We start from the raw sequence: 19,803 nt of genomic DNA, 5'->3' as shown, positions 1-19,803 counted from the left end.
TCAGACGGCCTGTATCAGGTCAACTTAATCGTCGTAGCCATTTGGATTGTTGCTGACCCAACGCCATGAGTCTTCCATCATCTGCGCCAAATCGCGTTTGGTTTCCCAACCGGTCTGCGCTTTGGTGTAGGCGGGATCGGCGTAGAAACAGGCCAAATCGCCATCACGACGCGGTTTGATTTGGAACGGAATGGTCAAACCGGAGGCTGCCTCAAAGGCACGGATGATTTCCAATACCGAATAAGCACGTCCCGAACCCAAATTAAACAGGTGTACACCCGAAACATCGCTTTTCGCCTGCATTGCCGCCACATGGCCTTCCGCCAAATCCATCACATGGATATAGTCGCGCATACCCGTACCGTCTGGGGTAGGATAGTCATCGCCGAAAACCGACAATTGCGGCAGCTTGCCTGAAGCCACTTGGCAGATATAAGGCAGCAGATTGTTTGGGATACCGTTTGGCTGCTCGCCGATCAAACCGCTTTCATGTGCACCGATAGGGTTGAAATAGCGCAACAAAATCACGCTCCAACGCGGATCGGCCTTTTGGATATCCGTCAAAATGCGCTCCACCATAGACTTAGACGTGCCGTAAGGGCTGGTCGTATCCCCCGGTTGCATATCTTCCGTATAAGGTACTTTACCCGGATCGCCGTAAACCGTAGCAGATGAGCTGAACGCAATCTTAAATACGCCGGCACGCGCCATTTCTTCAGCCAAAACCAAACTGCCCGACACATTGTTGTCATAGTATTTCATTGGTTTGGCCACGCTTTCACCGACTGCCTTCAAGCCGGCAAAATGGATGACAGCATCAATATCGTGTTCCGCAAAGATTTGACGCAACACTTCACGATTACGGATATCCCCTTGGTAAAAAGGCACAGACTTGCCGGTAATCTTTTCCAAGCGCGGGAGGATGTTGGCAGACGAATTGCACAAATTGTCCAAAATCACGGCATTAAAGCCTGATTTCAACAGGGAAACAACGGTATGAGAACCGATAAAACCGGTACCGCCGGTGATAAGAATAGTCATTGGTTTTCCTTAATTAAAATTGTGTTTGGAAGTCGTGAAATCGGTTGGCTGAAAATACAAACACGCTTTCAGATGGCCTGGTGTAAGTGTTGTCAAAGAGGGATTGCTTTATTTGGATATTGTATATTTAGTTACCTGAAAAGTAAAAAAATATGGGATAATCACAGTGTTATGCACAGAGTGCAAAGCGTTATCATTTCAATTTTAATAAAAGGATCTTACCATGTCAGTATCTAACGAAGTTTTGGCGTTGATTTCACAAGTTGCACAAAAACAAGTGTCAGCAAATGAAGAATTGTTGTCTACAGGACTTATTGATTCTGTGAGCGCAATGGATTTGGTTATGGCCATCAAACAAAAATTTGATGTTGATTTGCCGTTTGAGCAACTGGTTGATATTTTGGCAAACTCAGCCAATATCATTCAATATGTTGAAAATAATTACAAAGGCTAAATCATGAAACAATTAAATGAATTCCAAAATCTTGATGATTTTTTGGAATACCGTTTCAGCCAAACTTCGGGAAAAGCGTTAGTTAATGATACTCAAGAATGTTCTTGGGAAGAGTTGCGCGTAAAAATAGCCGCATTTATCGAGGCTTACAAAAGCATAGCAGATATTACCAAAAACATTCCTCTGGTGTTGCACGGCCATAAAGAAATTGATTTTGCAGTGGCAATTTATGCCTGCTTATTAAACAAAATCCCTTTTATTCCGGTGGATAGTATTTATCCTGAAAGCCGTCTGAACAATATCTGCCAACTGTCGAAAGCACGCTTTGTATACCGTTCGGCAACGCAAACTTTTGAAAAGCAGACTGACGAAGAAGTAGAGCTGGCTGAAAAAGATTTGGCTTACATCATGTTTACTTCAGGAACAACCGGCGCACCTAAGGGTGTGCAAATCGGTCGTGAAGCCGTGTTTAACCTGATGAAATGGATGAAAGAGCAGCTTAATTTAGCCGCACCTAATGTATTCATGAATCAGGCTCCGTTTGCGTTTGATTTGTCAATGTACGAAATCTTTGGCAACTTGGCTTACGGCGGTTGCATTGTCATGAACAGTCGTGATGCTATTTCTAATCCTGCCACCTGGATTGATTTTTTGGCCAAACAACAAATTACTACCTGGGTTTCCACGCCTTCTTTTGCCATGCAGCAGCTGCTTAACCCTAAATGTAGTCAAGCTACTTTACCGAGTTTGAAAGAATTTTTGTTCTGCGGCGAAAAACTTGGCAAACCAGTAGTAAATATGATTTTTCAAAAATTTCCCGGTGTCCGTGTTATCAATACCTATGGTCCGACTGAAGCTACTGTAGCAACAACTTACGTTGATATTACACCTGATATGCTGGCGGCAGAAGAAGAGTTGCCTGTAGGCGTTGCCGTGCTTAATTCCAAATTAGAGATTGTTGACGAAGAGATTTGGATTAGCGGTAACCATGTGATGCGTGGCTATCTGAACAACGAAACTGAAAATGCCAAACGCTTGGTAGTACACAGTGCAGATAACCGTACTTATAAAACAGGTGACTACGGTTTTGAAAAAAATGGATTGTTCTATGTACAAGGCCGTAAAGACGAGCAGATTAAGCTCAATGGCTACCGTATCGAACTTTCAGAAATTGAAGAAAAAATTCTTAACCTTAAAGAATTTGCCTTTGATACTGTGGCAGTAGTAGCTTTGAAGCGCAACACAGGCGCAGTATTGCGTTTGGTGTGTTTCTATACAGCCAAGCAAAGTGCAGATACTCAGGCGATCAAAGACGCATTAGTACAAAATTTACCGTCTTACATGATGCCGTCTGAATTTATTCACATTGATGAAATTCCAGTCAGCACCAACCACAAAACCGACAAAAAAGCATTGTTGGAAAAATATCAGCAGGGTTTATAAAATGGATTTATATCAAATTCAGCAAAACATCTTACGAAAAGCCAAGATTGATCCTCAAAAGGTTAACGCTTGGATTTATAACAATCAAAGTATAGTGTTTGATTTTCTGTTGAACGACTATTTTGTCAGCGTCAGTTATACGGCAGTAGGACAAACCTTTAACTTTATTGAGCGTAATAAGAGCAAAATTTCTAAGATTTCCGGCTTCCATAAATTTCTGAAATATATTTCAGAAATTTATGGAAGTTACCCACAATCGGTTAATCAAGAAAAGACAGTATTGTCTTTTAAATTTGCTGAAGCCGATTGGGCAAAAATCGAGGATAAATTTAGTGAGATTTTAGAAGTTACTTCCATTTATCTTGGCAGCGAACTGTGCTACATCCTGAATGTTGAAAAAAATAAAGGCATTAATTTAGCTGAGTACTTGGATAAGCCGGAAGTTGAATACATTGGTGTTAAAGGCGACAGTAATGAGTTTTTCCTAAGCTATGCTCGGAATCATGGTCTAAGTGATTATGTTTATGAGCTAAATAATAGAGGCTTTTTAGCTGTCGAACACAAAATGGGTGTAAGTGTGTTCCGTCGCGTGAACAAGCACAGTTATAAAGATCTTTTGGCTTATTTCCCAGACTCTTTCCATGAGTTGGAAAATGTCATTTATACTGTTGAAGCACCGAAAGTATTGAGTGCCAACAAGAAAAACCTATTGGTGTTGTTCTCTTATACCAATAAGAGCAATGAGAATATGGTTGACCGTTATTATAGCCACCCATTTCCATTTATCAGCAACAGCATCATGCCAAATACTTATATCATCCGTATGGCTGATGTATCAGACGCGTTTGGCAGTCACGGTTTGAATACAAAGTTTGATGAAAATATCGAAGACAATATCCAGCGTTTCATTAAGAGCCTGATGAATATTTATGGCGTAGATAAGAAAAACGTAGTCATTTGCGGCGCATCATCAGGCGGTACAGGGGCGGTATATCACGGCTTAATTGGTGGGTACAAAACCTTTGCAATCGACCCATTTTTGGGCAACCATAAATACTATGGTGGCAAAGATCCATTGTATCTGCACTCTATCCGTACGCCGATTTTGGAGACTTTCAAAAAGCTACCGGATGTAATTGATCATAACCTTGAAAATCAAGTGGTCATTTCATCGGCTAAAGTATCAGAGTTTTATCCGGATATTAAAGAGCTGAAAGAAGCATTGCCTACAGTTGTATTATGTGAATTCGACTTTGAAAAAATTCAAAAGCACATAGATTTTTCAGGCAACACAGTATTCTTGTCCAATACCATTATCAATAATTTGCTGTTGGACATCCATATTACTGATTCGGACATTAATCTGAATTAAAATATGAAGTAGATATATGGTAGCTTGATTAGTGTATTAACAGTAAAGGCCGTCTGAAAACATAAAAGTTTTCAGACGGCCTTTTTTAAGATAAGACAGAAATTACTCTAAACAAGCCAATTGTTTTTTCAGACACTCAGCCTGTAATGCCTTGTCACCTTTAGCTTCGGCTATTTCAGCTGCCAGTTTCCAATATGCTGCTGTGTCTTGTAGAGAGAGACTGTCAAAATAACGTTGTGCTGCCTGATGGTTTTTCAGACGGCATAAAGCAGTTGTATAAAGATACATCGTTTCCGGTGAGGTTTGTGCAAAATCAGCCAATATTTTGGTGACAGACTCCCAATCTTGGTTTTGGGCAAGTTTTTCAGCTTCATACAAGGCCAAAGACGGATTCTCAGGATATTTTTGGCGCAGTTGGGCCAATAGATATCCTTCGCCGTCAGTGTTGCCGGTAGCGTACATTTTTTTCAGATAATCGATTGTTAAATCTTCAGGAATTAAGAGCAGATTTTCTTCAAAGGCACGGTTAAGCTGGGTAAATAGTTTTTCAGAATCACCGCGTAATTTTGCCAGTCTTGCAATCGCGATACGGCAACTTGGATCATTCTGAGTATGGTTTTCAAAAGCAACCAAAAACTGATGCGCGCCTTGTAAGTTACCAAGTTTCATGCAGAGGTAAGAAGCCAATAGCTCGGGTTTGAGATAGCCTTTTTCGCGATCATCCAAGCCATCAATATACGTTTTCAGTAAAGCCAATGCTACAAAATAATTCTGCTCCGATAGCTTTTGTGCTACGGCTAACAAAGGTTGATATGAGTCGGATAAGTCTGTACCTATCCGGGCAAACAGTTTTTCAGACGGCCTTTTTGCTTGATGAAACGAGGCTGCAAGCAATGCGACAAGTAAATCATTTTGCGTTCCTATATGCTTGTTTTCAGCAAAAAATTCCGCCCCTTTAACGGCATTACCAATATATAAGTCCATTTTCGCATGCCAGTAACCTGCGGTATCGGGATAATCAGGTAACAGGTTTTGCAAAGTGTCAAACTGGTTGCTTTCAAATAAAGCGTTCAGATAGCGATGGCGATAATCAGCTGTTTCTTCCGCATTCAGACGGCCTGTATCAAGCAGAGTTTGGATACGGGTTGCTGCCAAGTCCCATGCATGAAGTTTCTCAGCTTGGGTAATCATATTCTGAATAATAGGCAGATTATCTGTAGTGTCAGGTTGGTCAAGTGCTGTAATAGACTGATAGACACGCTCACAATTATTCGAATCCCTAAATTGGAATGTTTTGTCGATACGTTTTTGATATAAATCAGGTACTTTAGCTTGATTGTTTACTAGATCTTTTAATGCTGCCAGAAGTTCTGTTTCATTATAAGCAACTGCACCAAAACCATCTCGGTTATAGTCAAAATAACCTTTTTGATAGGTGTGATTTCCACTGGAGAATACTTCATCATAATCGAATTGATAATACAAAATAGCTTTATTTAAGTAGGCTACATCAAATGCAACAGATGAATAGTCTGTAATCAAGATGCTAGTATTTTGGAAGACGGATTGGATGTTACCTTCTGAATAGCTATAGATCTTAATAAAGTCAGGTACAGTGAACTCATCCATGTATTCCTGAATACTTGGATGTGGTGCAAAGACGATTTGATAACCTTGATCATTCAGTTCTTTTAATATGGCATGATTCATGAAACCATGCCAATGTCTGGCATAGTTAGTTTTCATGAAATCAGGGTTTCTTGTTCGTTCTGTACCTGAAATATATGTGCCTACAATGGAGCTACGCCATGTTGGCATAATTAAAATCTGCTTAGATTCGGTATTGTTATTGATAAGTAAACGGTCATAACGAGGGAAGCCTGTCAGTTTAACTTCTTTTTTACCAAATTTATAAGCAGTCGTATTGTCCACAATAGAATGGTATTCTGGATTTGTCGCTGTAACGAAACAAGCAATTTTTTTGGTATTTAACCAACCTGATAAATCATCTTTCGTAATGCCATGTTGTAAAAAGACGTAGTCTTTATCTAATAGGGAATTATCTTTGAAATAATGTGTGATATATCCATCAACATGACTACTGATGATTTTTGCGCAGTCTTTTAATTTACTCTCAAATGCAGATGAGCCAAATTCAAGCAAATTAAACCCATCTTGTTCGAGCCTTTTCCAATCAGAGGAGGTTTTTTTCAGGGCAAAATAAATATCTTGTTCTGGATGATTTTCACTAATATAACGATATAAGTGTTCTGCATTATCATCGGCCTGATTGTCCCTATCCATTAAAATCCAGTCATTCGATTTAACCGTGGATTTTTGTTTGAATGAAGTGAATACTGCTTCGATTGGTAGTTTGTCAAATTGTTTTCCTGAGAATGTTAATTTGGCTCTTTTACCGGCTAAAAAAAGTTCTAAATCGCCCATGTCGTGACAAGGAAGCCATGTGCGGTATTCTTTAGTGTATAAACTGCCTAGAAAGTCATAGACAACTTCTTTTTGGTATTTAGGGAATATTTCCTTACCATTGATTACCCATTGTTCAACAATTGGAAAATTTGAAAAATATTTCACCAAAATCTGTTTCTTTTTCAAATCAAAATCTTCAATATAAGCAATTTGGCTTTTAGGTGCTGTATTTTTAAATAAACCGAGCAGAGCTACTTTTTGGAAAAACCATGTCCCTGCTAAATTAAAGCGAAGAATCGTTGCTTCATCAATATATGAAAACATTTCATGTAATAAGGCAACGAAATGTTTTTTTTGCTCTTCACTTAGGTGTGACAATGCTGCAGGTTTATTTACGATACGACCAAAATACCAGATGATATGGTATAGGACGATTCTTTGAATATGCTCAGGGACTTTTCCAAATTTCATTTTGGCTGTTTTCAAAATTTCAATACAGCCTTTTTCAATTACCCTAGAAAATAGTAATGGATTGTTCCATGCTCCATCTAACGTGGACGAACCATCAGAACGTTTTCGATAAAAATAACTGATTTTTGACAGAAAAGCAGCATTAGTTGAGGCATCAGTATTTAGAATATAATCGGTAACAAATTTTGCATCTTCAAAGCTAGGTTTCATTGCCTCATCAAAATAAATATGTGCATTACGGATATTATCAATTTTGAAAAAAGCAGTACTTGCAGATAATTGTAGGTGATCTTTTAGATTAGATAATGGAAGGATAATATCCCCTTTAGCAAAACGATATTTTAAGGGGTGTGTATCTTTCACCATGTCTTTATCTTCAAAGTAGAATACTAATGGGCAACCTACTATGCTAATGTTGGCATTATTACTTAAGAAGTTATCTGTCTTGTAGAAGTAATCAGAAGAAACAAAGTCATCTGGATCTATGAATGTTACCCATTCGGTTTCAACATGTTGTAAACCCAGATTGCGTGCCGAGGCCTGGCCGCCATTTTCTTTGTAAAAATAATGGATATTTTGGGGAAACTTGGCTTGCCATCGTTTGATGATTTCTGCCGAATGGTCGGTTGACCCATCATCTACTAGAATGATTTGAATGTATTTTTTGAAATTCAAGCTTTGTTTGACGATGCTGTCAAAGTATTCATCAAGGTATTTTTCGACGTTATAAACGGCTGAAACGATTGTAAATTGATTATTACCTTCGTATTTTAAGGGAAGGTATTTTTTGAGTTTCATTACGCGTTTGGCGTACATGTCGCGGAAAAAGAGTTTAGGGTCTCGTAAGAGCTTCCGAAATTTTTTATTGTTCATTTTTTTTAACCTTTTATTTTTATTTGGTTTTGAAGTAATTTTCCAGCATTTGAATCAGTTTGTCCTGGTAGTTTTCAATCTGTTGCTGGCTGTGAAAATCGTTGGCACAAAAAGAGTGTGGCTGCCGCCCATTTTTTTTATTTTCCAAGAGCTTGATATATTGGGCAGGCGCTTTGTTGGAGCGGATATTAAAATAATAACATATTTCATTACCTACTGTAGATTTCCTGTTTAAAAACATCAGCCAAGGTACGAGGAAGGTGGCAAGGTTGAGATCGTGGTTAGAACGGAAACGGTTGGATAAAAAGGCTTCAATCTCAGTACGGTAGTGTTGCCAAGCAAATTGAAAGCTGCTTTTATGCAGTGGAATATAGGTGTGTACTAACGGACGGTCGATGTGGCAGTCGTAGTGCTGTTGTAATAGTGTGATGCAGTTTTTTGAGGCGGAAAGAGTGGGTGTGTCGGTTCCTCTTTCGGACATTTGTTTTAGGCTTTTGTCTGCAATAAAAAGTGAAGCAATCCCGTTGGCGTGAAAAAAATGTTCCTTCGGTAATGGTCGGGCAACAAATACATCATCGTTAAAATAGATGAAGTGTTCATTTAGATTAGGAATGTTGTGCAAGTGTGCTTCGATTACATGCGAATTGAAGGTGGGCAGGTATTGCGGGTCAATGATTTGACTGTGATCTATTATGCTGACATTGGGATAGTCGGCAGGATTGAGCCAGTCGGGGCGTTGGTTGTCGGTAATGATGTAGATATGGTTGACCCACGACAGGAAGGTGCGCACGCTGTGAAGTGAATAGTAAAGTTCGTTGTGGTTGCTGAAACGGGCTTCGTCATTATTGTGGAGTGCGTTTTGTTCGGCAGTAGGGCTATGTTGGCGCCGACGTTTCTGCCATTTGGGATCTTGGTTATTTACCCATGTGAAAACGACATCAACTTTAATAGGGGGAAGGTCGATACTATTTTCAATTTCGGCTAAATACAGGCTGTTGTCGATAATGACCGGTTCGTCAGACTCTGTTGTACGCTGTTCGGCGTTTCGGACAGGGTATCTTTTGTTGAGATAGTCGCGGAAGAATACACCTGGTTGTCGAATCAGTTTTTTAAGTTTTCTCATGACGGTATTCGCTGTAATGTGATGTCTTTTGATGCTTATGTCAGGTTTTCAGACGGCCTAATATTTCATCAGGTGTTATAATGGCTGTGCGTAATTAAAAGTATAGTGAGATTTAATCAATGTTGAAAGCAGAATGTCTTACCCGCAGGGGCATGTTATTGTTGTGTGTCAGTCTGTTGGCTGCATGCTCTTCTCTTCCTACTTCCGGCCCAAGTACACGAAATGTTGTTGCTTTGGGGCAACAGTCGGCTACAGCCGAAGTGCCAGAGGTGGAGTTGATTGATGTGAATGGTGCGGTAGCTCAGTCGCTATATCAAGCGCAAGTTAATCAGTCATTTGCTCAGTTGGGCGATGGTACATCATCAATAGGGGCTATCAATATAGGTGATGTGCTGGACATTACGATTTGGGAAGCTCCTCCGGCTGTGTTGTTCGGCGGAGCTTTGTCGTCTACCGGTTCGGGTAATGCGCAGCAAACGAAGCTGCCTGAACAGATGGTCAGCTCTGCAGGTACGATTTCTGTGCCGTTTATTGGCGATGTGTCTGTCCTTGGTAAAACACCGGTTCAGGTGCAAAACATTATTAAAGGCCGTCTGAAAAAAATGGCAAACCAGCCGCAGGTAATGGTGCGCATGGTGCAAAACAATGCGGCGAATGTATCGGTTATCCGCGCGGGTAACAGTGTGCGTATGCCTTTGACGGCTGCAGGCGAGCGTGTGTTGGATGCGGTGGCTGCCGTGGGCGGTTCGACTGCGAATGTTCAGGATACGAACGTACAGCTGACACGTGGCAATGTTGTCAGAACGATTGCTTTGGAAGACTTGGTGGCGCATCCGCGTCAAAATATTTTGTTGCGCCGCGGTGATGTAGTCACAATGATTACTAATCCAAGCACGTTTACGTCTATGGGTGCGGTCGGTCATACGCAGCAGATTGGTTTCTCTGTGAAGGGCTTATCTTTGGCTGAGGCTGTGGGACGTATGGGCGGTCTGCAGGATTATAGTGCAGATGCGCGCGGCGTATTTGTATTCCGTTATGCGCCTTTGTCCGAGCTGCCTCCTGAGAAACAATCTAAATGGGTTGAAAAGGGTTATGGCGATCGTGCGGAGATTCCTGTGGTCTACCGTTTGAACCTGGCAGATGCGAATTCTATGTTTTGGATGCAGCGTTTCCCTGTGAAGGATAAGGACGTGGTGTACGTATCGAATGCACCGATGGCCGAAGTACGCAAGTTCTTGTCATTTGTGTTCTCGCCTGTGGTTAGCGGTGCGAACAGTATTAATAATTTAGTGAACTGATGGGGAAAATAATGTCTGAGCAAGTTTCTGCAAATGTGGATGTGAAACCGGAACAACCGGCTCCCGAAAAGAAAAAGGCCAAAAAGTCTTGGTTGCGTAAGATTAATCCGTTGCTTTGGGTAACGGTTATCGTGCCGACTTTGTGTTCCGGTGTGTATTACGGACTATTTGCTTCTGATCAGTTCACATCCCAGTCCAGCTTTGTGGTGCGTTCTCCTAAAAGCCAATCGTCTTTGAACGGCTTGGGCGCTATTTTGCAGGGGTCTGGTTTCTCTCGTGCGCAAGACGATATTTATACCGTGCAGGAATATATGCAGTCGCGTTCGGCTTTGGACGCGTTGCGTAAGAAAATGCCCGTTCGTGATTTTTATGAAAAAGAAGGCGACATTTTCAGCCGTTTTAATGGTTTTGGCCTGCGTGGCGAGGATGAAGCGTTTTATCAATACTACCGCGATAAGGTATCCATCCATTTTGACTCTGTCTCAGGCATTTCTAATTTGAGCGTTACATCTTTCAATGCCGGTGAATCTCAAAAGATCAATGATGCTTTGCTCAAACAGGGTGAGGTATTGATCAACCAGCTGAACGAACGTGCGCGTCAGGATACGATTCGTTATGCTCAGGAAGTGGTCAATTCGGCTGAAGAGAAAGTTAAAGAAGCTTCGGCTCAATTGACAAAATTCCGTGTGTCCAACGGTATTTTTGACTTGAAGGCGCAATCCGATGTGCAAATGGGTTTGGTATCCAAATTGCAGGACGAGTTGATTGTCATTCAAACTCAGCTTGACCAGGTAAAAGCCGTTACGCCTGAAAACCCGCAAATTCCAGGTTTGATTGCGCGTGAAAAGAGCTTGCGTAAAGAAATCTCGCAACAAATGAAAGCGATTTCCGGCGGTGGCGAGGGTTCGTTGTCCAATCAGGCGGCGGAATATCAGCGCGTGTATTTGGAAAACGAATTGGCTGAGAAACAATTGGCTGCAGCGATGACTTCTTTGGAAAGTGCGAAAGCGGAAGCAGATCGTCAGCAATTGTATTTGGAAGTGATTTCCCAGCCGAACAAACCTGACTTGGCGCATGAACCAAACCGTCTGTACAACATTGTGGCAACGTTTGTCATCGGTTTGATTGTCTATGGCATTGCCGTGTTGCTGTCTGCAAGTATCCGTGAGCATAAAAACTGATGAAAGAGCTACATAAAACATCGTTTTTGGAGTCGCTGCTTATCCAAAAAAGGGTAATCGGCGCGCTCTTAATGCGTGAAATTATTACTCGCTACGGTCGTAATAACATTGGTTTTTTGTGGTTATTTGTCGAACCTTTGCTGCTGACTTTGGTTATGGTGTTGATGTGGAAGTTTTTCCGCATGCACAACGTGTCGGCTTTGAATATCGTGGCTTTCACGCTGACAGGCTATCCGATGATGATGATGTGGCGTAATGCCTCTAATCGCGCCATCGGTTCGATTGCGGCCAACACAAGCCTGCTGTATCACCGAAATGTACGTGTTTTAGATACCATTTTTGCGCGTATGTTGTTGGAGATTGCCGGTGCCACCATTGCGCAGGTTGTGATTATGGCTGCATTGGTCGTCATCGGCTGGATTGATGTACCGGCAGATATTTTCTATATGTTGTTGGCTTGGCTTTTGATGGCAATGTTTGCCGTTGGATTGGGGCTGGTCATCTGTTCGGTGGCGTTTCACTTTGAGCCGTTTGGCAAAGTTTGGAGTACCATCAGTTTTGTGATGATGCCTTTGTCCGGCGTGTTTTTCTTCGTACACAACCTGCCTCAGCAGTTGCAACACTATGTGCTGATGCTTCCGATGGTGCATGGTACAGAAATGTTCCGTGCCGGATATTTTGGTAACAGCGTTACGACTTACGAAAATCCTTGGTATATTTTGTTGTGTAATTTAGTTTTGCTGCTGCTTGGTTTGGCGATGGTGGCGAGATTCAGCAAAGGGGTTGAGCCGCAATGATTTCAGTTGAACACGTTTCCAAACGCTATCTGACCCGCCAAGGTTGGCGGACAGTCTTGCACGATATCAACTTCAAAATGGAGAAGGGCGAGAAAATCGGTATTCTCGGCCGCAACGGTGCAGGTAAATCGACGCTCATCCGTTTGATCAGTGGCGTTGAGCCGCCGACCACGGGTGAAATCAAGCGGACGATGAGTATTTCTTGGCCTTTGGCATTCTCCGGTGCGTTTCAAGGCAGCCTGACCGGTATGGACAATTTGCGTTTCATCTGCCGGATTTACAATGTCGATATCGATTATGTGAAGAACTTTACCGAAGAGTTTTCCGAGCTAGGGCAATATCTTTACGAGCCGGTTAAGCGTTATTCTTCAGGTATGAAGGCGCGTTTGGCATTTGCTTTGTCGTTGGCGGTAGAGTTTGATTGCTATCTGATTGACGAAGTGATTGCGGTTGGCGACTCGCGCTTTGCCGATAAATGTAAGTACGAGTTGTTTGAAAAGCGCAAAGACCGTTCCATCATTTTGGTGTCGCACAGCCACAGCGCCATGAAGCAATATTGCGATAATGCGATGGTGCTGGAAAAAGGGCATATGCACCAGTTTGAAGATATGGACAAAGCCTACGAATATTATAATTCGCTGCCTTAAAGCGATTGTTTTTTAAATCAGGCCGTCTGAAATTTCAGACGGCCTGTCCGTTGGAATTCTATTGATGAACATTACTCAAATCCTCTCCCAAGAACTCTCCGCCACTGCCGCGCAAATCAATGCTGCGATTGAGCTTTTAGATGATGGCGCAACCGTACCTTTTATCGCGCGTTACCGTAAAGAAGCTACAGGCGGGCTAGATGATACGCAGCTGCGCCAGCTTGCCGAGCGGTTGCAATATCTGCGCGAATTGGAAGAGCGCAAAACCGTTGTTTTAAAAAGCATTGAAGAGCAAGGCAAGCTTTCAGACGACCTCAGGGCGCAAATTGAAGCCGTCGACAACAAAACCGCGCTGGAAGACCTGTATCTGCCCTACAAACCCAAACGCCGCACCAAAGCGCAAATCGCACGCGAACACGGTTTGCAGCCGCTGGCGGACGTGTTGCTTGCTGAGCAGCCGCAGGATGTTGAAGCCGCCGCACAGGACTACCTGAACGAAAACGTCCCTGACGTAAAAGCCGCGTTGGACGGCGCGCGCGCGATTCTGATGGAGCAGTTTGCCGAAGACGCAGAACTCATCGGCACGCTGCGCGATAAGTTGTGGAACGAAGCCGAAATCCACGCGCAAGTCGTTGAAGGCAAAGAAACCGAAGGCGAAAAATTCAGTGATTATTTCAACCACCGCGAACCCGTCCGCACCATGCCCAGCCACCGCGCGCTGGCGGTTTTGCGCGGCCGCAACGAAGGCATTTTGAACATCGCGCTCAAATACCAGCCCGACGACACGCCGATTACGCAGCGAAGCGAATACGAGCAAATCATCGCCCGCCGTTTCAAGGTTTCAGACGGCCACAAATGGCTGCGTGATACCGTGCGCCTGACTTGGCGCGCAAAAATCTTTTTGTCGTTGGAACTTGAAGCCCTAGGCCGTCTGAAAGAAGCCGCCGACACCGACGCGATTACCGTGTTCGCCCGCAATCTCAAAGACTTGCTGCTCGCCGCGCCCGCCGGACGGCTGACCACGCTGGGTCTCGACCCCGGCTACCGCAACGGCGTGAAATGCGCCGTAGTGGACGACACGGGCAAGCTGTTGGATACCGTCATCGTCTATTTGCATCAAGAAAACAATATGTTGGCAACGTTGTCGCGCCTGATTAAACAACACGGCGTGAAACTTATCGCCATCGGCAACGGCACCGCCAGCCGCGAAACCGACAAAATCGCGGGCGAACTGGTGGGCGGAATGCCGGAAATGGGGCTGCACAAAATCGTCGTTTCCGAAGCCGGCGCGTCGATTTATTCCGCGTCCGAACTGGCGGCGCGCGAGTTCCCCGACTTGGACGTTTCCCTGCGCGGCGCGGTGTCCATCGCCCGCAGGCTGCAAGACCCGCTCGCCGAGTTGGTCAAAATCGACCCCAAATCCATCGGCGTGGGGCAGTATCAGCACGACGTGAACCAAAGCCAGCTCGCCAAATCGCTGGACGCGGTGGTCGAAGACTGCGTGAACGCCGTCGGCGTGGACGTGAACACCGCCTCCGCCCCGCTCTTGGCGCGAATTTCCGGCTTAAATCAAACCCTTGCCCAAAACATCGTCGCCTACCGCGATGAAAACGGCGCGTTCGACAGCCGCAAAAAATTGCTGAAAGTACCGCGTTTGGGCGAAAAAACCTTCGAGCAGGCGGCAGGCTTTTTGCGGATTAACGGTGGCAAAGAGCCGTTGGACGCGAGCGCCGTCCACCCCGAAGCCTATCCTGTTGTCGCCAAAATGCTGGCGCAACAAGGCATTACCGCCGCCGAACTCATCGGCAACCGCGAGCGCGTGAAGCAAATCAAAGCCTCCGACTTCACCGACGAACGCTTCGGCCTGCCGACCATTCTGGACATCCTGTCCGAGCTTGAAAAACCCGGTCGCGACCCGCGCGGCGAGTTTCAGACGGCCTCATTCGCCGAAGGCATCCACGAAATCAGCGACTTGCAAGTCGGCATGATACTTGAAGGCGTGGTCTCCAACGTCGCCAACTTCGGCGCGTTCGTGGATATCGGCGTCCATCAAGACGGTTTGGTGCACATCTCCGCCCTGTCCAATAAATTTGTTCAAGACCCGCGCGAAGTCGTGAAAGCCGGAGATGTGGTGAAAGTGAAAGTGCTGGAAGTCGATGCTGCGCGTAAACGCATTGCACTCACCATGCGTTTGGATGACGAACCGGGCGGCACAGTCAAAGGCAACAGGCCGTCTGAAACCCGACATCAAGAACGCCGCGACCGCAAACCCCAACGCAACGACCGCGCCCCAACCAATTCGGCAATGGCGGATGCGTTTGCGAAGTTGAAGCGGTAAGGTAGAAAACCAATTGAAGGCCGTCTGAAAAGTGATGTTCAGACGGCCTTTATCGTATGAGGCGAATTAGATAATTAGTGGAATGGATATACTGATGCGCCCATTGAATGTTAACGATACATTTTGTAGTAGGCACATGCAAACAAGCGTATAGTTCCAAATATCACAAACCCATCATCACAACCTTAGGAGTTCAAACCATGAAACCTGTTTTGTTTGCCGTGCTGATTTCCTGTTTCTCCGTTGCTGCGTATGCAGCCTGTACCGACAGCCAGCAGCAGTGCGTGATTTATAAAAACGGCAATGTTGCGACAGAAGGCGGCTGTACGGTCAGTAAGTGCCAAAGTGCCGATGCGCAAGTGTTGAAATGGAAGCTGAAAAACGGCAAAGGCGTAACCGTGGAAATCGGAAAAAACGGTAAGGTTTTGGTGAACAAGAAACCGGGTGCGAAAGCGAACAACAGTAATGCGTCAGGCATGGGTTTGACATGCTATGCCGCCGATGCGGACAAACGCGAACAGTTCTGCTCGACCAATTATTGATTGGATTGTTGCTTTGATTAAAGGCCGTCTGAAAAGTGTTTCAGACGGCCTTGATGTTTATCTTTCCGATATTTTTTCATTGAGAAAGTCGATAAAGCTGCGTACTTTCGCACTGAGAAATGCCCTGTCGACATAGGTGGCGTTCAGTTGGTCTGTCCAGATGGTGTAATCGGGCAGAAGTTGGATCAATGTACCATCCTTCAATTCCTGCTGAACTGCCCAAAGGGGCTGATAGCCTATGCCTGCGCCTGCTTTAATCAGCTCGCGTATCATCAGTGTGTTGTCGCTGCGGATAACCGGGGAGAGATGGAGAATGGCTTTTTCTCCGGTAATGCGGTGGGTAATCTCCCAGTTTTGTTGACTGGTATAGGAAGGCAGGATGGCTTGATGCTGCATGACGGCTTCGGGCGTATCGGGTGTGCCGTGTCGGGCCAGATAGTCGGGAGCGGCAAGCAGGACGAACTCGATTTTGGCCAGCGGTTTGACGATCAGCGAAGGGGAGGGGGTTTTGGAAACGCGTAAGGCGAGGTCGAAACCTTCGGCAATGAGGTCGATATGGCGGTTGTCGAGGACGAGGTCAAGCGTGACTTTGGGATAACGCTGGCGGTATTCTGCTAGCCATGCGCTCATATTGCCACCTGCAAACCATAGGGGCATGGTAACGCGCAACATACCTTGCGGCGTGTCGGTACCGCCTGCCGCTTTTTGGGCAGCGGTGTCCAAGGTATCCAGCGCGTAGCTGCACTGGCGGTAGTATTCTTCGCCTGCTTCGGTCAGATGAAGGTTGCGGCTGTTGCGGTGTAAGAGCTTGGCTTGAATGGTGTTTTCCAGATGGCTGACGTGTTTGCTGGCCATGGCGGTGGAGATATCGAGCTGATCGGCGGCACGGGTAAAGCTGCCGCTTTGAACAACTTGGCGGAAAACTTTTAGGCTAAATAGGGTATCCATTATTTCTTATTAGGAAACGTTGTATCAATAATTCGAGTATATATCTCTTACTGGGAATTATCTATACTGCACTTATTGAAATTGCTCCATACCTCTTCAGGTAGCCATTAAAATAAGGATTATTAAGATGTCAGCCCTCAAATCATTCCAACCTGTTGTATTGTCTGTCTTGCGTATTGTTGCGGCGTATCTGTTTTTGCTGCATGGTACGGCCAAGTTTTTCAGTTTTCCGATGTCTATGGGCGGTGCGCCCGAAGGCTTGATGCTGGTGGCCGGTGTTTTGGAAATTGTCGGTGGTATCTTATTGATATTGGGCCTGTTTACGCGTCCGGCCGCGTTTGTTTTGTCCGGTCAGATGGCAGCCGCCTACTTTATGGCCCACGCGTCTTCTGGTAATGTTTTGTTCCCATTGGCCAACCATGGCGAATCTGCCGTTTTGTTCTGCTTCGTGTTCCTGTATCTGGCAGTAGTCGGTGGCGGAGCGTGGGCTTTGGATAACGCTTTTGGTAAAGATAAAGATTAATTTAAGGAAAAGATCATGACTTATTCTGTTTTGCAACAAGCTGCTGAAACCCGTCGTTCTATCTATGCATTGAGCAACACCCTGCCTCTGTCCAATGAGGAAGTAACCAAAATCATCGAACACGCCGTTTTGCATACGCCGTCTTCTTTCAATTCGCAATCTGCCCGAGTGGTCGTATTGTTTGGCGAAGAACATGCCAAAGTGTGGCATTTTGTTGAAGAAGCTTTGCGTGCAATTGTTCCTGCCGAGCAGTTTGAAGCCACTGCGCAAAAACTGAACTTGTTTAAAGCAGGCGCGGCGACAGTTTTGTTCTTTGAAGATCAAGATGTTGTCAAAGGCTTGCAAGAGCAGTTCCCATCTTATGCGGCCAACTTCCCGATCTGGGCGGATCAGGCAAATGCCATGGTTCAATATGCTGTGTGGACAACATTGGCGGCTGCCGGTATCGGCGCCAATCTACAACACTACAATCCACTGCCTGATGCGGCCATTGCCAAAGAATGGAACTTGCCGGAAAGCTGGTTGTTGCGTGCGCAAATGGTGATTGGCGGTATCGCGGCTTCAGCCGGTGAAAAAGCCTTCCAACCAATCGAAGGCCGTCTGAAAGTATTTGGCGCATAAGTGAAATGATGTGTTAAACAAAGGGCGCGATGTTTGCGCCCTTTTTGAAATAACAAAATTAAAAAGGCCGTCTGAAAACAGTTTCAGACGGCCTTTTATCTATGCCATAAAATCAACCGCGGCGCCAAGTCGTACCGCCGGCGTTGTCTTCCAGAATGATTTTGTGTTCGTTCAGAAGGTCGCGGATACGGTCGGATTCCGCCCAGTTTTTATCCGCACGTGCCTGTTTGCGGCGGGCGATCAAATCGTCGATTTCCTCGTTGGACAGGCCGTCTGAAACCGCGCCGCCTTGCAGAAACTCGGTCGGATCACGTTGCAGCAGGCCGATGATGCCACCCAAAGCTTTCAGGCAGCCGGCGAGGTGCGCATCATTGGTTTTGTTCACTTCGCCTGCCAGCTCAAACAACACGGCAACCGCTTCGACCGTACCGAAATCGTCGTTCATGGCGGCGTAGAAGCGGCGGGTGTAGTCATTGGCGTTTTCAGATAAATCAAACTCAGCCGCTGGTGTGTTTTTCAACGTGGTGTACAGACGGGTCAGCGCGCCTTTTGCGTCGTCTAAATGCGCGTCGGAGTAGTTCAACGGGCTGCGGTAGTGGGCGCGCAGGATGAAGAAACGCACGACTTCGGGATCGTATTGTTTCAACACTTCGCGGATGGTGAAGAAGTTGCCCAGCGATTTGGACATTTTTTCGCCGTCCACGCGGATAAAGCCGTTGTGCAGCCAGTATTTGACGTGGCTGGAGATGCTTCGACCGTGGTGGGTTTGCGCGTGGTCGTGGCCGCAGGTATGTCCTGTCGCGCCGACACTTTGGGCGATTTCGTTTTCGTGGTGCGGGAACTGCAAGTCCGCACCGCCGCCGTGGATATCGAAAGTATCGCCGAACAGGTTTTCACTCATGGCAGAGCATTCAATATGCCAACCCGGACGGCCGTTACCCCAAGGGCTTTCCCATGCAGGTTCGCCTGCTTTGGCCGCTTTCCACAATACAAAATCAAGCGGATCGCGTTTGAAACCGTCCACTTCCACACGTTCGCCTGCGCGCAGGTCATCCAGCGATTTGCCCGATAATTGGCCGTAAGCGGAAAACTCTCGCACGGCGTAATAAACGTCGCCATTTGCGGCAGGATATGCCTTGCCGTTTTGAATCAAGGTTTCAATCATGGCAATCATTTGCGGGATATTTTCCGTTGCCTTTGGCTCGATGTCGGGACGCAACACACCCAAAGCATCTGCATCTTCATGCATGGCCTGAATGAAACGCGCGGTCAGCTCGCCGATGGTTTCGCCGTTTTCAGCCGCACGGGCAATGATTTTGTCGTCGATGTCGGTAATATTGCGCACATAAGTGAGCGGATAACCGCACTTGCGCAGCCAGCGGGCAATCATGTCGAACACAACCATCACACGGGCATGGCCTAAGTGGCAATAGTCGTAAACGGTCATGCCGCAAACGTACATACGCACGTTTTTAGGGTCGATGGGGGCAAAGGGTTCTTTTTGACGGGTAAGGGTGTTGTAGATGGTGGTCATGGAATTTTCAAAATTTGTATAAACTGGGGTAAATTATTTGGATTTTTTGTGCAAGCAAAATTCAAATACGTTTCGTTCTGGGCCATTATTAGTTGCATGTGCTTTTTTAACTATATAAGGCTGATGCTCATCTAATGTAAATTCACCGATGTATCGGACATGAGCATTTA

16 protein-coding genes are annotated in these 19,803 nt (G+C 45.3%); 11 read left to right on the top strand and 5 right to left on the bottom strand.

The features are described from left to right. Window positions 1-24 precede the first annotated feature (24 nt). Entirely contained in the window at window positions 25-1,041 is a 1,017-nt protein-coding gene (galE, locus tag ACTHUM_RS07510; RefSeq protein ID WP_004519079.1) for a UDP-glucose 4-epimerase GalE, read from the bottom strand. Window positions 1,042-1,264: 223 nt separating this feature from the next. On the opposite strand from galE, the gene ACTHUM_RS07505 reads away from it, so the two are divergent. Genes ACTHUM_RS07505 through ACTHUM_RS07495 form a run of 3 tightly spaced genes read left to right on the top strand, consistent with a single transcriptional unit; the run spans window position 1,265 to window position 4,310 of the window. Continuing rightward, window positions 1,265-1,495, top strand: a complete 231-nt coding sequence (locus tag ACTHUM_RS07505; protein WP_003747973.1) for an acyl carrier protein — start codon at window positions 1,265-1,267, stop codon at window positions 1,493-1,495. A 3-nt stretch (window positions 1,496-1,498) separates the two neighbouring features. After that, a complete protein-coding gene (locus ACTHUM_RS07500; RefSeq protein WP_150540576.1) occupies window positions 1,499-2,938 on the top strand; it encodes an AMP-binding protein in 1,440 nt (479 codons plus the stop codon). Between the two features lies 1 nt (window position 2,939). After that, complete coding sequence (locus ACTHUM_RS07495) at window positions 2,940-4,310, top strand: XcbB/CpsF family capsular polysaccharide biosynthesis protein (protein WP_150540577.1); 1,371 nt, start codon at window positions 2,940-2,942, stop codon at window positions 4,308-4,310. A gap of 102 nt (window positions 4,311-4,412) precedes the next feature. On the opposite strand, the gene ACTHUM_RS07490 is transcribed toward ACTHUM_RS07495, so the two are convergent. Together ACTHUM_RS07490 and ACTHUM_RS07485 are read right to left on the bottom strand one after the other, a co-directional pair. Then, window positions 4,413-8,024, bottom strand: a complete 3,612-nt coding sequence (locus ACTHUM_RS07490; RefSeq protein WP_440402808.1) for a CDP-glycerol glycerophosphotransferase family protein — start codon at window positions 8,022-8,024, stop codon at window positions 4,413-4,415. Window positions 8,025-8,100: 76 nt separating this feature from the next. After that, window positions 8,101-9,204 carry a stealth family protein gene (locus ACTHUM_RS07485; RefSeq protein ID WP_049335791.1) on the bottom strand — a complete coding sequence of 368 codons (1,104 nt, stop codon included), beginning with the start codon at window positions 9,202-9,204 and terminating at the stop codon, window positions 8,101-8,103. Between the two features lie 119 nt (window positions 9,205-9,323). Between ACTHUM_RS07485 and ACTHUM_RS07480 the strand changes: the two genes are divergently transcribed. The 6 genes from ACTHUM_RS07480 to ACTHUM_RS07455 all read left to right on the top strand — a co-directional run bounded on the left by ACTHUM_RS07480 (window position 9,324) and on the right by ACTHUM_RS07455 (window position 16,007). Further along, window positions 9,324-10,502 (top strand): polysaccharide biosynthesis/export family protein, encoded by a 1,179-nt coding sequence (locus ACTHUM_RS07480; RefSeq protein ID WP_049335793.1) that lies wholly within the window; start codon window positions 9,324-9,326, stop codon window positions 10,500-10,502. A gap of 11 nt (window positions 10,503-10,513) precedes the next feature. Continuing rightward, window positions 10,514-11,683 (top strand): capsule biosynthesis protein, encoded by a 1,170-nt coding sequence (locus ACTHUM_RS07475; protein ID WP_036492193.1) that lies wholly within the window; start codon window positions 10,514-10,516, stop codon window positions 11,681-11,683. After that, window positions 11,683-12,480 (top strand): ABC transporter permease, encoded by a 798-nt coding sequence (locus ACTHUM_RS07470; RefSeq protein WP_004519071.1) that lies wholly within the window; start codon window positions 11,683-11,685, stop codon window positions 12,478-12,480. The genes ACTHUM_RS07475 and ACTHUM_RS07470 overlap by 1 nt, the downstream gene beginning before the upstream one ends. After that, on the top strand, window positions 12,477-13,127 hold the full coding sequence (locus ACTHUM_RS07465; protein ID WP_036492188.1) for an ABC transporter ATP-binding protein: 651 nt from the start codon (window positions 12,477-12,479) through the stop codon (window positions 13,125-13,127). The genes ACTHUM_RS07470 and ACTHUM_RS07465 overlap by 4 nt, the downstream gene beginning before the upstream one ends. Window positions 13,128-13,191: 64 nt before the next feature. Further along, on the top strand, window positions 13,192-15,465 hold the full coding sequence (locus ACTHUM_RS07460) for a Tex family protein (protein WP_049335794.1): 2,274 nt from the start codon (window positions 13,192-13,194) through the stop codon (window positions 15,463-15,465). A 200-nt stretch (window positions 15,466-15,665) separates the two neighbouring features. Beyond that, entirely contained in the window at window positions 15,666-16,007 is a 342-nt protein-coding gene (locus ACTHUM_RS07455; RefSeq protein WP_049335795.1) for a hypothetical protein, read from the top strand. 57 nt (window positions 16,008-16,064) lie between these two features. Here ACTHUM_RS07455 and ACTHUM_RS07450 read toward each other — a convergent pair whose 3' ends face one another. Continuing rightward, the gene (locus tag ACTHUM_RS07450; protein ID WP_049335797.1) at window positions 16,065-16,955 is read right to left on the bottom strand and encodes a LysR family transcriptional regulator; all 891 of its coding nucleotides are present in this window, start codon (window positions 16,953-16,955) and stop codon (window positions 16,065-16,067) included. A 127-nt stretch (window positions 16,956-17,082) separates the two neighbouring features. Here ACTHUM_RS07450 and ACTHUM_RS07445 point away from each other — a divergent pair, with 127 nt between their 5' ends. Both ACTHUM_RS07445 and ACTHUM_RS07440 read left to right on the top strand, forming a co-directional pair. Then, window positions 17,083-17,478, top strand: coding sequence for a DoxX family protein (locus ACTHUM_RS07445; protein WP_049335799.1), 396 nt, complete (start codon window positions 17,083-17,085; stop codon window positions 17,476-17,478). Window positions 17,479-17,493: 15 nt separating this feature from the next. After that, window positions 17,494-18,099 carry a nitroreductase family protein gene (locus ACTHUM_RS07440; protein ID WP_049335801.1) on the top strand — a complete coding sequence of 202 codons (606 nt, stop codon included), beginning with the start codon at window positions 17,494-17,496 and terminating at the stop codon, window positions 18,097-18,099. A 112-nt stretch (window positions 18,100-18,211) separates the two neighbouring features. Here the strand turns inward: ACTHUM_RS07440 and cysS are convergent, their stop codons facing one another. After that, entirely contained in the window at window positions 18,212-19,633 is a 1,422-nt protein-coding gene (gene cysS, locus ACTHUM_RS07435) for a cysteine--tRNA ligase (protein ID WP_070624952.1), read from the bottom strand. Window positions 19,634-19,803: the final 170 nt, after the last annotated feature.

Source organism: Neisseria sp. P0021.S006 (assembly GCF_051956895.1).
The sequence above is the reverse complement of the archived record's forward strand: the minus strand, read 5'-3'. Positions and strand labels throughout refer to the sequence as shown.